This is a genomic window from Candidatus Vicinibacter proximus (assembly GCA_016713905.1).
Lineage (GTDB): Bacteria > Bacteroidota > Bacteroidia > Chitinophagales > Saprospiraceae > Vicinibacter > Vicinibacter proximus.
The window spans coordinates 1,985,337-2,000,399 of record JADJOE010000003.1; the positions used below are offsets into that span (position 1 = coordinate 1,985,337).

11 protein-coding genes and 1 pseudogene are annotated in these 15,063 nt (G+C 39.4%); 5 read left to right on the forward strand and 7 right to left on the reverse strand.

Annotation, left to right across the window (positions count from 1 at the left end):
• Positions 1-8: 8 nt before the first annotated feature.
• Complete coding sequence (locus IPJ83_16455; GenBank protein MBK7882126.1) at positions 9-437, forward strand: DUF1801 domain-containing protein; 429 nt, start codon at positions 9-11, stop codon at positions 435-437.
• A gap of 289 nt (positions 438-726) precedes the next feature.
• On the opposite strand, the gene IPJ83_16460 is transcribed toward IPJ83_16455, so the two are convergent.
• Positions 727-1,323, reverse strand: a complete 597-nt coding sequence (locus IPJ83_16460; protein MBK7882127.1) for a hypothetical protein — start codon at positions 1,321-1,323, stop codon at positions 727-729.
• A gap of 145 nt (positions 1,324-1,468) precedes the next feature.
• Positions 1,469-2,005: a hypothetical protein gene (locus tag IPJ83_16465; GenBank protein ID MBK7882128.1), complete on the reverse strand. Its 537-nt coding sequence runs from the start codon at positions 2,003-2,005 to the stop codon at positions 1,469-1,471.
• A gap of 239 nt (positions 2,006-2,244) precedes the next feature.
• Between IPJ83_16465 and IPJ83_16470 the strand changes: the two genes are divergently transcribed.
• The 3 genes from IPJ83_16470 (at position 2,245) to IPJ83_16480 (ending at position 4,621) form a co-directional block, all read left to right on the forward strand.
• On the forward strand, positions 2,245-2,826 hold the full coding sequence (locus IPJ83_16470; GenBank protein ID MBK7882129.1) for a Crp/Fnr family transcriptional regulator: 582 nt from the start codon (positions 2,245-2,247) through the stop codon (positions 2,824-2,826).
• A 210-nt stretch (positions 2,827-3,036) separates the two neighbouring features.
• Complete coding sequence (locus tag IPJ83_16475) at positions 3,037-4,305, forward strand: MFS transporter (GenBank protein MBK7882130.1); 1,269 nt, start codon at positions 3,037-3,039, stop codon at positions 4,303-4,305.
• Positions 4,295-4,621 (forward strand): rhodanese-like domain-containing protein, encoded by a 327-nt coding sequence (locus IPJ83_16480; protein ID MBK7882131.1) that lies wholly within the window; start codon positions 4,295-4,297, stop codon positions 4,619-4,621. Before IPJ83_16475 ends, IPJ83_16480 begins: the two co-directional genes overlap by 11 nt.
• A 223-nt stretch (positions 4,622-4,844) precedes the next feature.
• Here IPJ83_16480 and IPJ83_16485 read toward each other — a convergent pair.
• The 5 genes and pseudogenes from IPJ83_16485 to IPJ83_16505 form a co-directional block, all read right to left on the reverse strand.
• Positions 4,845-5,965, reverse strand: a pseudogene (locus IPJ83_16485) (cytochrome-c peroxidase).
• A 13-nt stretch (positions 5,966-5,978) separates the two neighbouring features.
• Complete coding sequence (locus IPJ83_16490; GenBank protein MBK7882132.1) at positions 5,979-6,995, reverse strand: c-type cytochrome; 1,017 nt, start codon at positions 6,993-6,995, stop codon at positions 5,979-5,981.
• A gap of 51 nt (positions 6,996-7,046) precedes the next feature.
• Positions 7,047-8,042, reverse strand: coding sequence for a T9SS type A sorting domain-containing protein (locus tag IPJ83_16495; protein ID MBK7882133.1), 996 nt, complete (start codon positions 8,040-8,042; stop codon positions 7,047-7,049).
• A 142-nt stretch (positions 8,043-8,184) separates the two neighbouring features.
• Positions 8,185-8,655, reverse strand: a complete 471-nt coding sequence (locus IPJ83_16500) for a hypothetical protein (protein ID MBK7882134.1) — start codon at positions 8,653-8,655, stop codon at positions 8,185-8,187.
• 526 nt (positions 8,656-9,181) lie between these two features.
• Positions 9,182-12,457 carry a glycosyl hydrolase gene (locus IPJ83_16505; protein MBK7882135.1) on the reverse strand — a complete coding sequence of 1,092 codons (3,276 nt, stop codon included), beginning with the start codon at positions 12,455-12,457 and terminating at the stop codon, positions 9,182-9,184.
• 997 nt (positions 12,458-13,454) lie between these two features.
• Between IPJ83_16505 and IPJ83_16510 the strand changes: the two genes are divergently transcribed.
• Complete coding sequence (locus IPJ83_16510) at positions 13,455-14,975, forward strand: hypothetical protein (protein ID MBK7882136.1); 1,521 nt, start codon at positions 13,455-13,457, stop codon at positions 14,973-14,975.
• Positions 14,976-15,063 lie beyond the last annotated feature (88 nt).

Below are 15,063 nucleotides of genomic sequence, written 5' to 3' on the forward strand. Positions count from 1 at the left end.
ATTCACCTATGCCAAAAAAACACAATAACCTGGCTCTTGGAATTTCTGAACCGGAAAAGGTAGATGAATTTATGAATCATCTAAATCATCCTTTGGCAGATGTGGTTCAGTATTTAAGAAAAGTTATTTTGAGTACCGATGTAAGTATTGGCGAAGGAATTTATTGGAACGCGCCGACTTTTTACTATACAGGCAAAATGGAGCCCTTTGAACCAAAAGAATACAAAAGATACCTTGTCGGGTTTGTTTTCAACAAACAAGATTGCATAAGATTGGTATTTCTCAGAGGTGGGCAAATAGAAGATGAATCGGGATTGCTCGAAGGAGATTATAAAGATGGCAGACGATTAGCCACATTTAAAAATTTAGAGGAAGCTAAACACAAAGAATCAGCACTGAAAAACATCCTTTCGAAATTGCTCGATAAAATGCAATAAACTTGGGCGACATACTTCGAGTCAGGTAAATTTTATGGGGATTAAGTAGAAATTAAACATCCAAACAGCCTTGATTTTTTTTGGTTCTTTTTTGTATTAAGACAAAAAAGTACGATAACAATAGAATGAAATTTAGTACAACTTTAGTTAATATCGAGGTCACATAAAACTGGTTTCTCCCCAAATTTCTGATTGATTTCCTGGTTAAAATAAATAACCCATCAACTTGAAAAATAATTTATAAAAAAAAAAATTTGCAACTAAGAGATTCCTGCGTAATTAAAAAATGTTAGAGCTTGTTCTTCATTCTATCCAGGGCCTTCAGAACTTCATCCCTGTTCTTTGCAGACTTTATAAAATCAGGAAGTTTTTCCACCATGGTCATTTTAAATCTATCCGTCGTGCGTTCTCTTAAGGTTGCCCTGACGTAGTTTTCAATTTCCAGTAAATGTTTTTGGTTATAAGCCCAAATAATTTCACCCTTCACACTTCCAGAATACCACAGCGGCAAACCAAAAGCAGGGTCTAGGATTCCGGAAGGATTGTATTTTAATTGATAGGACTCCCAGTTTTCACTGATGCGATTGAGCGTATTACAATTTCCGCAAGTAACGTTCACATATTTGGGAATACTTTTTCGCTCAGCAATGTCCATAACCAGCCATTCCAGACAATGACGACATTTTGCCTTGCTTGAAACTATATAGCGCATGCGGTCTTTGCCTGCTTCGGAAAAATGACAAGCAGTACATTTCAACATTGCATTTTTAAAATCAAAGACTTGCCCCACAGAAACTATCGCCCTACCTTGACATTTGGGACAATGCACTGCAAACTCATTCATTAAATCATAGAGTCTTATTGGCTCTGATTCATATCTTTCCATATTTCGAAATTAAGACAATAAGAAGATCCTGTTTTGAAATTTATCGCGATATAATGAAAATAAAATTCTATGTTCCACCAATTTTCTTTTTTCCTATTGTCAACAAAATTTATATTACTCGCTGATTATTTACTGCCATAAATTTTTACGATTTCTCATTGATGCCCAGTAAAGTTTTTATGGTTTCAAAAACAGTGGGCTCATTGGGATCAGGTGCCTCGTAATAATAATCACCCGGCTCATCTTTTGTTCTGTATTGATTAGGCAAATGGTATTGTCCAAAATAAAGCATGGCGTATATCTCGTCAAAAAGTATGACATGCTCTACAGACTTCCGTTCAATATAAATATTGGATTTCCTTAACCAGGGATGAAAGTTATCTTCGTCTGAATAATCCAGATATTCCAAAGAAAATGAAAATACCTTTTTGTGCAATGCAAAATTATCTATAATCCATTCCTTCACCTGCCGATGTTCCAGATCCATCTGCAACAACAATATTGCCTTCAACATCTCCAGGGCTTTTCTGCAATCCAGCTCATTATCTGCATAAGTAATAAATTCGTCCACCTCAGATTCATAAATGGTTCTAAGGGCACTGATACCGCCATAAGATTTTTCGCCATTGTATCTTTCGTCCAGCAACACATCGATCGATAGAATTATTTTGTCATCAGTCATTTTGTTTAGTGTTATTGTTGATCAATTCAGGAGCATACGAAATTAGGACAAATTATTAAATTAGACAGGAGAATTTTCTGAACTGAGTGAATAAAAAATTTCATCCAAATAAATCAAAGAAAAATAGGCTGACTTTCACTGAATCTGATGCATTAATCTTCTCTTTTAAACAAGCATTATGGGTTCCTAACTATATTAGCGCAATGGAGCTTTCAAAAACATTCATGAATTCGTAAGAGATGGAGGATATCAGTCAACTTGATTCAATGTTCCAATATTTTGAAAAGTACCACCGACTTTCCACGGAGGAAAAAAAAGTAATTGCCGGCATATGTGGAATAGTTCATTTGACAAAAAACAAGGAGCTGCAGGCAATTGGCCATACCTGCAAAACGATTTATTTTATTCATAAAGGAATGGCTCGTATTTATTATTATAAAGACGGAACGGACATCACAGAAAGTTTTTCTTTTGAAAACGACATCATTGCCAGAGTAGAAAGTCTTTTTACCGGAAATCCGAGTCGCAAAGCCATACAGGTCCTTGAGGATTCCGAAATCATCGCCATTGATGCAGTTAAATTGTTCAATCTTTATGACAACTACCCTGGAATTGAACGTTTGTTCCGAAAAATCTTTGAAGCCGGTCATGTCGATACGGTCAATCGAATAGAAGGAATTCAGTTCCACACTGCCGAGGAAAGATATAAGGCTTTGCTGGAAGAAGCACCGGATTTGTTGAAACGAGTACCCCTAAAACACATCGCCTCATACCTTGGTATCACTCAGGTGAGCCTTAGCCGCATCAGAGGTCAGAAGTAACCAATTGCTGACTAGGCACCGGTTATTTTAAGAAGCTTCCATTCTTCGAGGGTACAACTATGCAATCTTATTTCCTTGTTAAATTTCTCTCTTCCGCAATTACTTATCATATGTAAAAGGATTTGGTTTGAGTCCTCCTGAAATTTGCATTTGTAAAACCTGGATCAATTGTCACAAACAATAAGACCACAGGGGTTACAGATAAAAATAATGGCAAGCCAATCGATTCAATTAGGATTAAAAGAAAACTGGAAACAATTTTCTTTACTGGTACTCATCAATGCCTTTGTTGGTGGAATGGTGGGTATGGAGCGAAGCATATTGCCTCGTATTGCAGAGATAGAATTCCACATTGCGGCCAAAACAGCCATCCTTTCATTTATCATCGTCTTTGGCATTGTTAAGGCGATTACCAATTATTACACCGGCACTTTAGCGAACAGGTTTGGAAGAAAAAAATTATTGGTGGCCGGTTGGATTATTGGACTTCCGATTCCATTTATTTTAATGTTCGCGCCATCATGGTCGTGGATCATTGCAGCCAATGTATTACTGGGCATCAACCAGGGTCTCACCTGGTCCAGCACGGTCGTGATGAAAATTGATCTGGTGGGAGAAAAGCAAAGAGGATTCGCCATGGGCCTGAATGAATTTGCGGGATACATTGCGGTGGCTTTGGTAGCTTTTTTAACCGGTTGGATTGCGAGTGAATATGGAATAAGACCCTATCCATTTTACACAGGAATTGTGTTGGTTATTTTCGGTTTGCTGGGAAGCTTATTTTTGATAAAGGACACCCGCCACCATGTTGCTCAGGAGACGATTAACAACTCCATCCCACGGCTTCAACATATTTTTTGGGACACCACCTGGAAGGACAAAAATTTAGGATCTGTCACGCAGGCCGGATTGATCAACAACCTCAATGATGGAATGGCCTGGGGTATATTCCCAATCCTTCTTGCCACCAAGGGATTCTCGATTGCAGAAATTGGAATTGTCACCGCTATATATCCGGCCGTGTGGGGCATCGGTCAATTATTTACCGGCAGAATGGCGGATAAATTTTGCAAGAAGGACATGCTGTATGTTGGGATGCTTCTGCAAGCAGTGGCATTGATAGTTTTGGTATGGGCCGAGACCATGAGCCACTTCATTACCCTCTCTGCTATTTTGGGTTGGGGAACTGCCATGGTGTATCCTACTTTTCTGGCCACCGTCGCAGAAAATACGCATCCTCAGGATCGGGCCAAAAGCATCGGAATTTTCAGACTTTGGAGAGATCTGGGTTATGCGATAGGCGCCATACTCACAGGCATCCTTGCGGATTGGTACAGTATAAATTCTGCTATTTTATTTATCGGATTCCTCACTTTTATTTCATCCCTTATCATTCAATTTAGAATGCAATGCAAACCAAGCGATCCAACAAAAATATGGGATTGGATGAAACTAAAATTATTGCCCAATGGAAAATAAAAAAGATTGTCTGACACTTTCTGAAGTGAAAGCCCTTATCCATCAATCCCCTAAAAATATAATCCTCCTGGATGTAAGAAATCCGGAAGAATTCACCGAAAAACATATTCCCGGCTCCATCAATATTCCACTGACTGAACTCGAAAATCACCTGACAGAATGGTCCACCAAAAATACCCTCGTAACTATTTGTGGGAAAGGAGGAGGCAGATCTGCTTCAGCTGCTGAAATACTAAAGTCATCAGGATTTCTCAACTCCTTTTATCTCTGTGGAGGAACTTTTGGTTGGTATGAAAATAAAATTAAAGTGGATTGAAAATAAAATGGCTCAGCGGAACGCACTCAACTCATCCCCAACCCTTCTCTTAAAAGAGAAGGGGGATTCAATGATAGAAGAGTTTTGGGAAGGCTCAGCGGGACATTCAACTCACCCCCAACCCCTCTCTTAAAAGAGAGGGGGACTCAAAGGGACTTATTCCATTTTACTGAAGGTCAGTTTTTTCAGAGAACTTTCAGTCAAACATTAGCTAATTAACTCATTAGCCCATTTCCTCATTAGCTCCTTTCCTCCTTGGCTCAATTTCTAAAAAGGATTTTTTAAAGGCTTCGTTTTTAAGATAGGTTTCATCGGTCAGGGTTTTCAAAAATGCCACCAGATCTGCTTTGTCTGTTGCGTTTAATTTTAACCCGCCCGGCTGTAGATTGTACTGAAGTAAAATATCGACTGAGTTGGATGGCTTTACTCCGGTGTTGTAATGGTCAATGACTTCTTCCAAAGTTTTAAATCTGCCATCATGCATGTATGGAAAAGATTGTGCAATATTTCTGAGCGAAGGCACTTTAAATTTTCCTTTATCGGCCAATGCGCCTGTTACTTTCATTCTACCCTCATCTGCAATTCCTGATTCGGTGTCAAGACCATTGTTCATAAACTCATCATTGGTAAAATTATGATTGCCATGACAATGAAAACACTCTGCTCCTTTCACTGAACTGCCGGGATTAAATTCTGAAAAAATAAAACTCTACCTCTCTCCTCTTCTGCCGTCAACTGAATTTCTCCACGCTTCCAACGATCATACTTTGAATTGTTGGAAATGATGGTAAACTCAAATTGCTCAATAGCCAGGCCTATCCTTTCGGGAGTAATCACCTCGTCTCCGAAAGCCCGAATGAACTGGTTGGTGTACTTTTTATCTTTACTCAATTTTTGCACCACATTCTGCAGAGATTCATTCATCTCCAAAGGATCCTGTATGGGTTTCAGAGCCTGATCACGAACAGATGGAGAGCGACCATCCCAAAACATCCCGTTGTAATGCCAGGCAAGATTAAATATGGGCATCGCCTGTCTTTTTCCGGGCAACTTCTCTACGCCAATACTGAATTTTAGTGAATCGGAAAATGAATCCGACTGACGATGGCAATCTGCACAGGCTTGTGTACCATTTTTGGACAATGCCTTTTCATAAAAAAGCATTCTTCCCAATTGAACTCCTGCCTTGGTCAAAGGATTGTCTGCAGGCAAATCTGGATTTGGAAAACCAGCGTAATTTATTTCGTAAGGAGTGGTGTCCAGTTGCACCACTTCATCAGAATTGCAGGTCATAAAAAAGACCAGAGCAAAAGTTATAAGTATTAATACGGAATAGTTTTTCATAAAATACAATTTACTAATACCTGAATTCAGGATTTGAAATAAAAGTAAAATCAGTCAGGCTGTTTAAAAAAGCCAATAGATCTTTTCGTTCCTCAGGACTTAACACGAATGATTTTAGTAAAGAATTTTTATTTACATGTGGCTTCCCTCCGGATGCATAATGGTCGATCACCTGGTCCAGACTTTTCAAACTACCATCGTGCATGTATGGTGCTGTTAATCCAACATTGCGCAAAGAAGGCACTTTAAACATTGCTCTGTCTTGTTCCAGCTGTGTAAAACGCATCCGCCCGCTGTCCGGATAATTTATATACAATCCATTGTTCTGATAGCTTTGATTGGTAAACAGAAAACCGTTGTGACATTGAATGCAATTTAATCGGTCGCTTTGAAAAAGTAAAAATCCGCGCGCCACTTCCGGTCGATAAGCTTCCGGCAATTTCTGAAAATACCATTGATCAAATAATGAATTACCACTGAGAAGGGTTCGCTCAAATGCTGCAATGGATCTGGTGATCACAAACGGATCCGGCTTACGGCCATACGTCTCCATCGATAGATCAACGTACATTTGATTATTATTCAATCGCTCTGCAATTCTTACGATGTTAAAATCAAATTCGTTGTGTTCCTGTATTGGCACCGCAATTTGCATCTCAAGACTCGGGACCGATCCTTCCCTGAGCAATTTATCCTGATAGACCACATTGGCAAGGCTTGGCGAATTTCTGGTTCCCAATCTGTTTTCGATTCCTACACTGAAGGCAACCGTATCCGAGAATGAATTTGCAGCAAGATGGCAGGAGGCGCAACTTTTGGTACTGTCCTTTGACAAAACAGGATCGTAAAAAAGCAGCTTACCCAACCGAATCCTTTCCTTGGTTAGAATATTATCCTGAGGAATTTTAGGAGCAGGAAACCCAACCGGAATTTTTAATAAAAAACCACCTTCATCGTCCACTACAAATTTGTCCTGATGACAGTTTGTCAATACAAAAACCACCAAAAATAATATTGATATTCTAAGCATTTCTGCTTCCGTTAACGGGGATTCTCATCCCTCAGTTATTGATTAAAATCTCTACTTTGATATCAAAATTTTATTTCTTGCTACCAGTCTTCCTTTTTCAAAAAATGAAATAAAATAAACACCCTCTGCAAGCCGTTCGGTACTCAAGGATACATTTCCCTTTGCCGGTAAATTATTCATATTCATTACCGCCACACCAAGAGAATTGCTTAGCAGCAGATTCATAGTTTGTTCGCCGGGCAAAGTATAAAAAACATTCAGATGATCCTGTGCAGGATTTGGAAGACAGCTGATCAGAGACGAATTTTCGACTACATCTTTGGTTGAAACAGATTGAGGCAGCTGAATAAATTTGGCAAGTGCAGCATTGGATAAAACCTTTGCATTCAAGCTGCTGCTGCCGTGCTGAATCAGATTGCCCTTCATGGCAATGTCCTTAAAAAGCTGAGCATAATCTAAAGTCATATCCACATGCAAATTTCCATCTTTGGCACTCAAATATCCTTCTACCTCTGCTTTAGTGTACAGCGCATCTCCGAGACTGTGAATTTCGAAAACAGTTTCAGGAATCCCGTCATTGTCGTTGTCAATCATGCCTTCCAAAGCAATGAATCTGTATCCTGAAGTCCATCCCCAATGCATGGAAGGATCCTGAAATGCCAATGGATGTCCACTGAAATAAGTGGCAGGATCCAAATGGTTCACAGAAGCCGGAACTCCAAAATGAAGAATCATTTTTTTAGCAGCCTGCATCGGATATTCTCCCAATTTATATTCTACACCGGGCTTACCTGCATTCACCAAAATATAGGTATCCGGCAATGGCATTGCAGCGTCATCCTCCTTTTTGAATTCAATTTCTGAAATATAAAATTCAGCGCGGGACAAGATCACTTTTTTACCATTCCAAATGGGAAAAACAGTTTTGTTGAGTATCAGATCCTCGCTGTTGGCTTTGTGCTTAAATGTCGCCACCACCATGTTGTTTTGAGCATCTGCCCATGAAATAAACAAGCAGAAAAATAAAATTGTATAAATGTATTTCATAATAATTTAAATTTTATCAATTTGAAATTTGGAAATTTTTTTGAAAATAAACGGCCTCTGAAATAGTTGACCTGTTAAAATGAATTGCGCTCATTTACTTATAAGTCAATTCTTTTTAGAAGTTGGAAACAATTGGTACTCCCTAACAACGAAAGGTCTGTGTCATCAGCAAAATGCTCCTCATCAGCGGTGGATCAGTATGGGTCAACCATGGATTGACCGTTGCTTTATAATTGAAAGCAGCACTCAAAATTTCACCAACCGAAGGTGCGCCCAAATCGAGCACAAACTTGCCATGGGGTTGTACTTTTTTGCCGGCAAGTTGGGACTCTACTGAAATTTTACAGTATTTATGATTATCTGAACAACAAGGTTTGCGAGAAATGGAAGATTCTCCTGTTGGTTTATTATTCGATATTTTCTGATTGCAGCCTGTTTTGGTCTCTCCAAAACACGCCTTGATTTTGCTTGATTTCTTTTTGCAACAGCTGTCGGGCCTCCCAAAAATACTGACCAACCTACCTTTTTTCTGACACAGGTGCTCAAAAAACACAACCCCCGTCGAAGAAATCAACAGGTTGATTGCTATAAATAAATGTAAAACACGAAGCAAATCGTTCAATTATTGACCAAGTAAAGGTAAAGCATTTTTAGCATCCCAAAAAACAATAAAATTACAGACCAAAATACCTGTTTGAAAACCTCAAAACCTTCTTTCAGCATAGGGTTTTGAGATGTTGGGAGTGGTGATTTTTTGGTTTGGGGATTTATTGATACAGAAGGACTCATCGGGACATATTCAACTCACCCCAACCCCTCTCTTAAAAGAGAGGGGGGATTCAATGACAGGAGAGTTTTGGGAAGGCTCAGCGGGACGCATTCAACTCACCCCCCAACCCCTCTCTTAAAAGAGAGGGGGGATTCAATAGGACTTGATCAATTTACTGTAGGTCAGTTTTTTTTTGAATCGTTCAGTCACACATTAGCTCATTAACTCATTTTCATATTCTCACATTCAATCATTCTCTAATTTCCACATTTTCTAATTCTCTAATTCTCTTCGCTGTCGCACGATACTCTGCTTACAGCAGAGATCGTTCAGTCACATTTGCTAATTAGCTAATTAACTCATTAGCACATTATTTCGGCCATCTTCCCGGCGTATACGGCGCCTTGTTCATTTCGAGTTCTTTTTCCAACTCGCTGATCTGTGCGTCTACCATTTTCATTTCTTCCAGTACTTTGCTGAATTGTCGCGATGCGATGTCGTAATTTGTTTTGCAGCTTTTAGGAATGGAAGAGGTAATGTTCCAGACGGTATATTCCAAAATTCCTACCCGGTCATTGACCGTGGTAGCTGTTTCAAATTCACGCTTTGCTCTGGTGGCGTCGCCATTGAAAGTAAGATTGATGGCATTCAATTTTTTCTGGATGGCGGTTGCCTTTTCCAATAAATTTTTTGGGGAGGCGGGCATGTCGAGCATGGCAGATTTTGCATGTGCGATCCTGGAATTCATTTCATTAAAAATATCGCCTGCAGCGCTGGTTGCTTTGCGCAGGTCTGCTACTTTCTGACAGAAAGCAATGTTGTCTTTCATGTCTTTGGAAGGCAGTGATCCCTGATTCAATAAATTTAATTTGAAATCAACAGGACCTGCGATTGGCGTCAACACACCATCGACGTATTTTTGAAGCAGGAGTTTGTACGTTCCCGGCATCACCAAGTGTCCTACTTCTTCTTCTCCAAACAATTGATCTGGTGCCGGAACATAACGACCTACAACCGGCGCCGGTGTGGCAGTCCGGCCATCCCAACTGATTCTCTTCAATCCTTTTTTTGCAGCAGTTTTTAAATGCCTGACTACATTTCCACTTTGATCCATAATGGTGAATAATAAATATGGATCTTGCTGTTCGTCTTCTGCACGCAAACTGTCTAACGTAGGATAATATATTTTTTCTCCTTTATCTGATTTGGCTTTTTCTGCTTCTTTGCGAAGTTCTTTCAAAGTCTTGATGTCGTCTTTGACATAATAAGTAAAGACAACGCCCGGTTTTGGATTCGGTGTGCTGAAATAAGAAGATCCCATGTGCCCTTTGTCGCGAAGACCCAGCGGCAATCTTTCTACATACAGCAATCCATCTTTAATTGGATAGATGACTGCTTCCTTGTTGAAATCTTCTTTCTTGACATTGCGCAGACAAGAATAATCATCGAGGATGTAAAATCCACGACCGAAAGTTCCCAACACCACATCGTTCTCACGTCGCTGCAATTCAATATCCCTTACTGCAACCGTAGGCAATCCTGATTTTAATTGTATCCAGGTCGCAGCACCGTTGTTGGAAAAAAAACATCCGAACTCTGTGCCCACAAAAAGTAAATTAGGATCTACATGATCTTCTGCAATGGAGTACACAGAACCCCTTGCAGGTAGATTGCTTTGAATGGACTTCCATGTTTTTCCTGCGTCGGTGGTTTTTAAAACATAAGGTTTGAAGTCTCCGTAACGATGATGATTGAAACAAACATAAGCGGTGTTTTTATCATGCAGGGAGGCGATGATCTGATGCACATAAGATTGCGCAGGCACGCCCGGTAAATTGTCAAATTTTGTCCAGTTTTTTCCACCGTCTGTGGTGAGTTGGATGAGACCATCGTCAGTTCCCACCCATATCATTTCAGGGTTCAGTTTTGATTCCGCGATGCTGGTCAACTGGCCGTAGATATCCGTACTTCCATTTTTCGCGATGGCATCGACCGACCAAACCTTGCCCATGACTTCTATTTTATTCCGGTCGATCTGACGACTCAAATCAGGACTGATCACCTGCCAGGATTCTCCGCGGTCATCGGTACGAAATAATTTATTGGCACCAAAATACAATCTTGTATTGGAATGTTGACTGATGAACAAAGGTGCATCCCAGTTCCAGCGGTAAGGAGCTTCTCCTTCGCCTTCCACAGGTTTGATGGACAGATATTCTCCATTCTTGCGATCGTAGCGCACAAGGCCACCATATTGAGATTGCGCATAGACGATGTTAGGATCTTTAGGATCCACCTGCGTTTCAAAACCATCGCCGGTGGAGGTCACATACCAGTCCGCATTTGTAATACCGTTGGCAGAGGTAGATCTGCTCGGTCCGCCGAGACTTAGGTTGTCCTGCGTACCGCCATGCACATGATAGAAGGGCAGATCATTGTCTGTGGATACTTTGTAAAATTGCGTCACCGGAAGATTGGATTTAAATTCCCAGCTGCGCGCCTGGTCGTAGGTCTCATACACACCTCCATCGCAACCCACCAACAAGTGATTGCCATTCGTAGGGTCTACCCAAATGCAATGGTTGTCTATGTGTTTGTTGATTTCTCCTAGATTGGAAACAGATTTTCCACCATCGGTAGAAACTTTGTAATAAGTATCGGTGATGTAAATTTTATTGACGTCTATGGGGTCGCACACGATCTCCTGATAATAATTTCCGGAAGTGAAAAAAGGATTTCTTTTCTCCCAACTGGAACCCTTGTCCGAAGAGCGATAAATACCACCTTTGTCATCCTTGGCTTCTACAACGGTGTACAGGACATCCGGATTTACAGGACTGATGGCGAGGCCCATTCTTCCCACATCTCCTGAAGGAAGTCCACCTTCCAGTTTTTTCCAGTTCGCTCCCCCATCCGTAGATTTATAGATGGCCGATTCAGGCCCTCCGCCTATGTAGGTAAAGACTTTTCTCATGCGCTGGTGGAAGGCGGCGTAGAGAATTTTTGGATTTCTCGGATCCATGACCAGATCATTACAACCAGTATAAGCACTGACTGATTTAACACAGGTCCAGGTATTGCCACCGTCGGTAGACTTGTACACACCCCGATCTCCTCCTTCACTCCATACAGGACCATAGGCGGCAACATATACTATATTCGCATCGGTAGGATCTACTACAATTTCTGCGATGTGTTCAGAATTTTTGAGGCCCATATTCTTCCAGGATTTTCCGCCATCCTCACTTTTATACACACCGTCACCGTAGGCGACGGATCGCTGATTGTTGTTTTCACCGGTGCCTACCCATACGGTAGAGGCGTTGTTGGGATCCAGACTGACACAGCCGATGGAATAAGAACCCTCCCCATCAAAAATCGGACTAAAAGTCAATCCTTTGTTGGTTGTTTTCCACACGCCGCCGGAGGAAGACGCTACATAATACTCGCTGTGATTTTTAGGGTTGACCGCAAAATCAGATATCCGACCGGAGGTGACCGCAGGGCCTATGGACCGGAAGGCAATCCCGGAGAAAGCCCCTGAATTCATAGGGTCCACGGGTTTCACCTCTTCCTTTTTCTGAGCGAGGAGGCTTACCGAACAACAAGCAAACAGAATCAAACTGTACAAAATGGATCTAAGCATGTGCGTATATTTTTTGAAATTAGAGGCTAAAAGTAAGGCAAATACGTAACATTTCGTAGATGAGATATTTTTTAACATTTTAAGGGACATAAGACTGCCCGTCAACCGACATAGGTGGCCCTTTGGTCAATCTATAAAGCAGCCTCCTAACTAGAATTATAGTAATTCGATTTCATTTTGAATGTACGTCCATTTATGCATGCTGTTGTAGAACAATTCAATAAACATAGAAAAAATATTTATCTAAATATTCAGGATACAAAAACGCAATTTACTCATTATATTGACCTGTCATTTATCTCAAAAAGATAAATGGACCTATGGAAAATGAGGAGCCTCTACATAGCATATGGATTACACTATACATACTCTGGGTGGTTCTAAAATTCGGAAGAATTAAAAATAAAGTTTTTGTCTGAATGAAACTGAATGGAAAAATGAGATGCTGCTTTTGATTATCTTTTAAAAAACACAAATGGAAAATGAAAAATAACCGAAATAAAGTTGCGCCAATCATGCTAAAATGGGGAGGCTATACGAAATAGAGTTTCGTGTATATACGAGTTACAAGCAACCCTAACATACAGAGACTGCTAAGAATAAATTAAAAACTAAATAAAACTAAATGAAATAACAACAATGATTTTGGGGGCAGAGGGTCGGAATGATACGTTTTGCTAAATGGTACCACGTCTAGGACATACGCTAGCTGGGAAGGACAATACCAATTTCCAAATTTTCCTGCAAAGGAATTAATGAGGAAAGAGTTATCAACAGCGTAACAACTGTTGAAGCCCTGAAGTTGGGTCTGCGGATGAATTTTCTAAGCATATTTATTGTGTTTATGAATTTACAGACAAAGATAGCAATTTCTATACCTGAATTGAGTAGCGTTGCCTCCCTCCAAAGAGGGTCAAAGCTTCGACAGAGCATGTGCATTTTTAACCTGCTACATACTATTTTATAGTATCTGCCCCCTCATTTTAAATTTGATAAAATGGAATTAGAAACGTGGTTTAAAACAAAGAAGTATCCTCATATAGGTTTACCAATTACAATTAAGGATTATAATTGGGTAAAGGAGTATCTTGATAATCCTGAAAAGGTTAGAATACATAGTTTTCTGCCGTTAATACATAAAGTAATCCTAAAAAGAAGATTTAGAGCAGACAAAGAAGTTCAAGAAAGAAACCCAAGTGGTAAAAGAAAAAGGAAACTTGCCAAACCAAAAGACCGCCATATTTTCTTTGCTTCTCACCTAGACTCATTAATTCTATCTAAATACAATGAAATCTTAGCGAATGCTTATGAGAAGTTTCTCGAGAATCTTAATTTTAATGAATCAGTAGTTGCATACCGCAAAATTCCAATTTCAAAGGGTTCAAAGAAAAATAAATGCAATATTGATTTTGCTAAAACTACATATGAATTTATCCAAAAGAACAATACAAATAAGCTTACTACTATTGTTTCAGACGTTACCGATTTTTTCCCAAGTCTGAATCATAAAATCTTAAAAAAGCAATGGACTAAGGTTTTGAAAGAAACCACCCTACCTCTAGACCACTATAATGTCTTTAAGGCTCTAACAAATATAAAGTACATTAAAGGCGACCAGTTGTTTGAAAGTTACGGCAACACAATGATTGTAAAAAAGGGAATCCCGAATTCTTCAAATAAAACCGAACATGTAAGAAAGCATATAAAGAACAGTAAATATTTCAAAGAAAAAGGAGCAAGTCATTACTGCGATAAAAAGGAGTTTCTAAAAAACAACCTGAATCTTGTTATTTCAAAAAACAATACAATGGGAATCCCTCAAGGCAGCCCAATTAGTGCAACATTGGCAAATATCTACATGCTAGATTTTGACCAAGAAATCTTTGATAAAGTTTCTTCAATTGGTGGTTTTTATCAAAGATACAGCGATGATTTAATAATTATTTGCGAGCAAGAATATGAAAATGAAATAATAAAATTAATCAGAGATAAAATTGAAACCCTTGTTGATTTGAAAATTGAACCAAGTAAGACAAAGGTTTTTCGATTCGAGGAAGTAAAAGGAAGATTTACAGGATATGAGATAGATGAAAATACCAGAACACCAAATTTCAATAAGACACTTGAGTATTTGGGATTCTCGTTTGACGGACAAAGAGTTTTGATAAAAACTTCAGGATTTTCAAAATTTTATAGGTCAATGAAAAGCACATTCAAAAAATCAACTTCGTTGGCTATTCACAGTAAAAATCCTGACAAGAGTTTATTCAAGTCAAGACTTTACAAACGTTTTACTCACAGAGGGGCAAAAAGAAAACTTATTTATAGACCGTCAAAGGGTGATAGGACAGTTTACGAAAAAACAAACGAATACTATTGGGGTAATTATTTGAGCTACATTAACAAAGCGAATGACTCAATGAAATCAATAAATGGAGACAATTTTGTTAAAAGACAAAGCAGAAAGTTTTGGAAGAAATTTAATGACTTAATGAAATTCCATGAAGCAAGACTCTAATAACAGCGACAATTTAATTAAACAAATCACGAAAAACAGAAGGGCAGCATGTAACAGGCGTTTGGCTCAATGGCGTGTGAAGTGGTTA

What these genes read in the sequence shown, in the direction of transcription:
- IPJ83_16495 (MBK7882133.1), bottom strand. Translation starts at nt 8,042, where the DNA reads ATGAAATACATTTATACAATTTTATTTTTCTGCTTGTTTATTTCATGG.
- IPJ83_16510 (MBK7882136.1), top strand. Translation starts at nt 13,455, where the DNA reads ATGGAATTAGAAACGTGGTTTAAAACAAAGAAGTATCCTCATATAGGT.
- IPJ83_16460 (MBK7882127.1), bottom strand. Translation starts at nt 1,323, where the DNA reads ATGGAAAGATATGAATCAGAGCCAATAAGACTCTATGATTTAATGAAT.
- IPJ83_16475 (MBK7882130.1), top strand. Translation starts at nt 3,037, where the DNA reads ATGGCAAGCCAATCGATTCAATTAGGATTAAAAGAAAACTGGAAACAA.
- IPJ83_16455 (MBK7882126.1), top strand. Translation starts at nt 9, where the DNA reads ATGCCAAAAAAACACAATAACCTGGCTCTTGGAATTTCTGAACCGGAA.
- IPJ83_16505 (MBK7882135.1), bottom strand. Translation starts at nt 12,457, where the DNA reads ATGCTTAGATCCATTTTGTACAGTTTGATTCTGTTTGCTTGTTGTTCG.
- IPJ83_16480 (MBK7882131.1), top strand. Translation starts at nt 4,295, where the DNA reads ATGGAAAATAAAAAAGATTGTCTGACACTTTCTGAAGTGAAAGCCCTT.
- IPJ83_16465 (MBK7882128.1), bottom strand. Translation starts at nt 2,005, where the DNA reads ATGACTGATGACAAAATAATTCTATCGATCGATGTGTTGCTGGACGAA.
- IPJ83_16470 (MBK7882129.1), top strand. Translation starts at nt 2,245, where the DNA reads ATGGAGGATATCAGTCAACTTGATTCAATGTTCCAATATTTTGAAAAG.
- IPJ83_16490 (MBK7882132.1), bottom strand. Translation starts at nt 6,995, where the DNA reads ATGCTTAGAATATCAATATTATTTTTGGTGGTTTTTGTATTGACAAAC.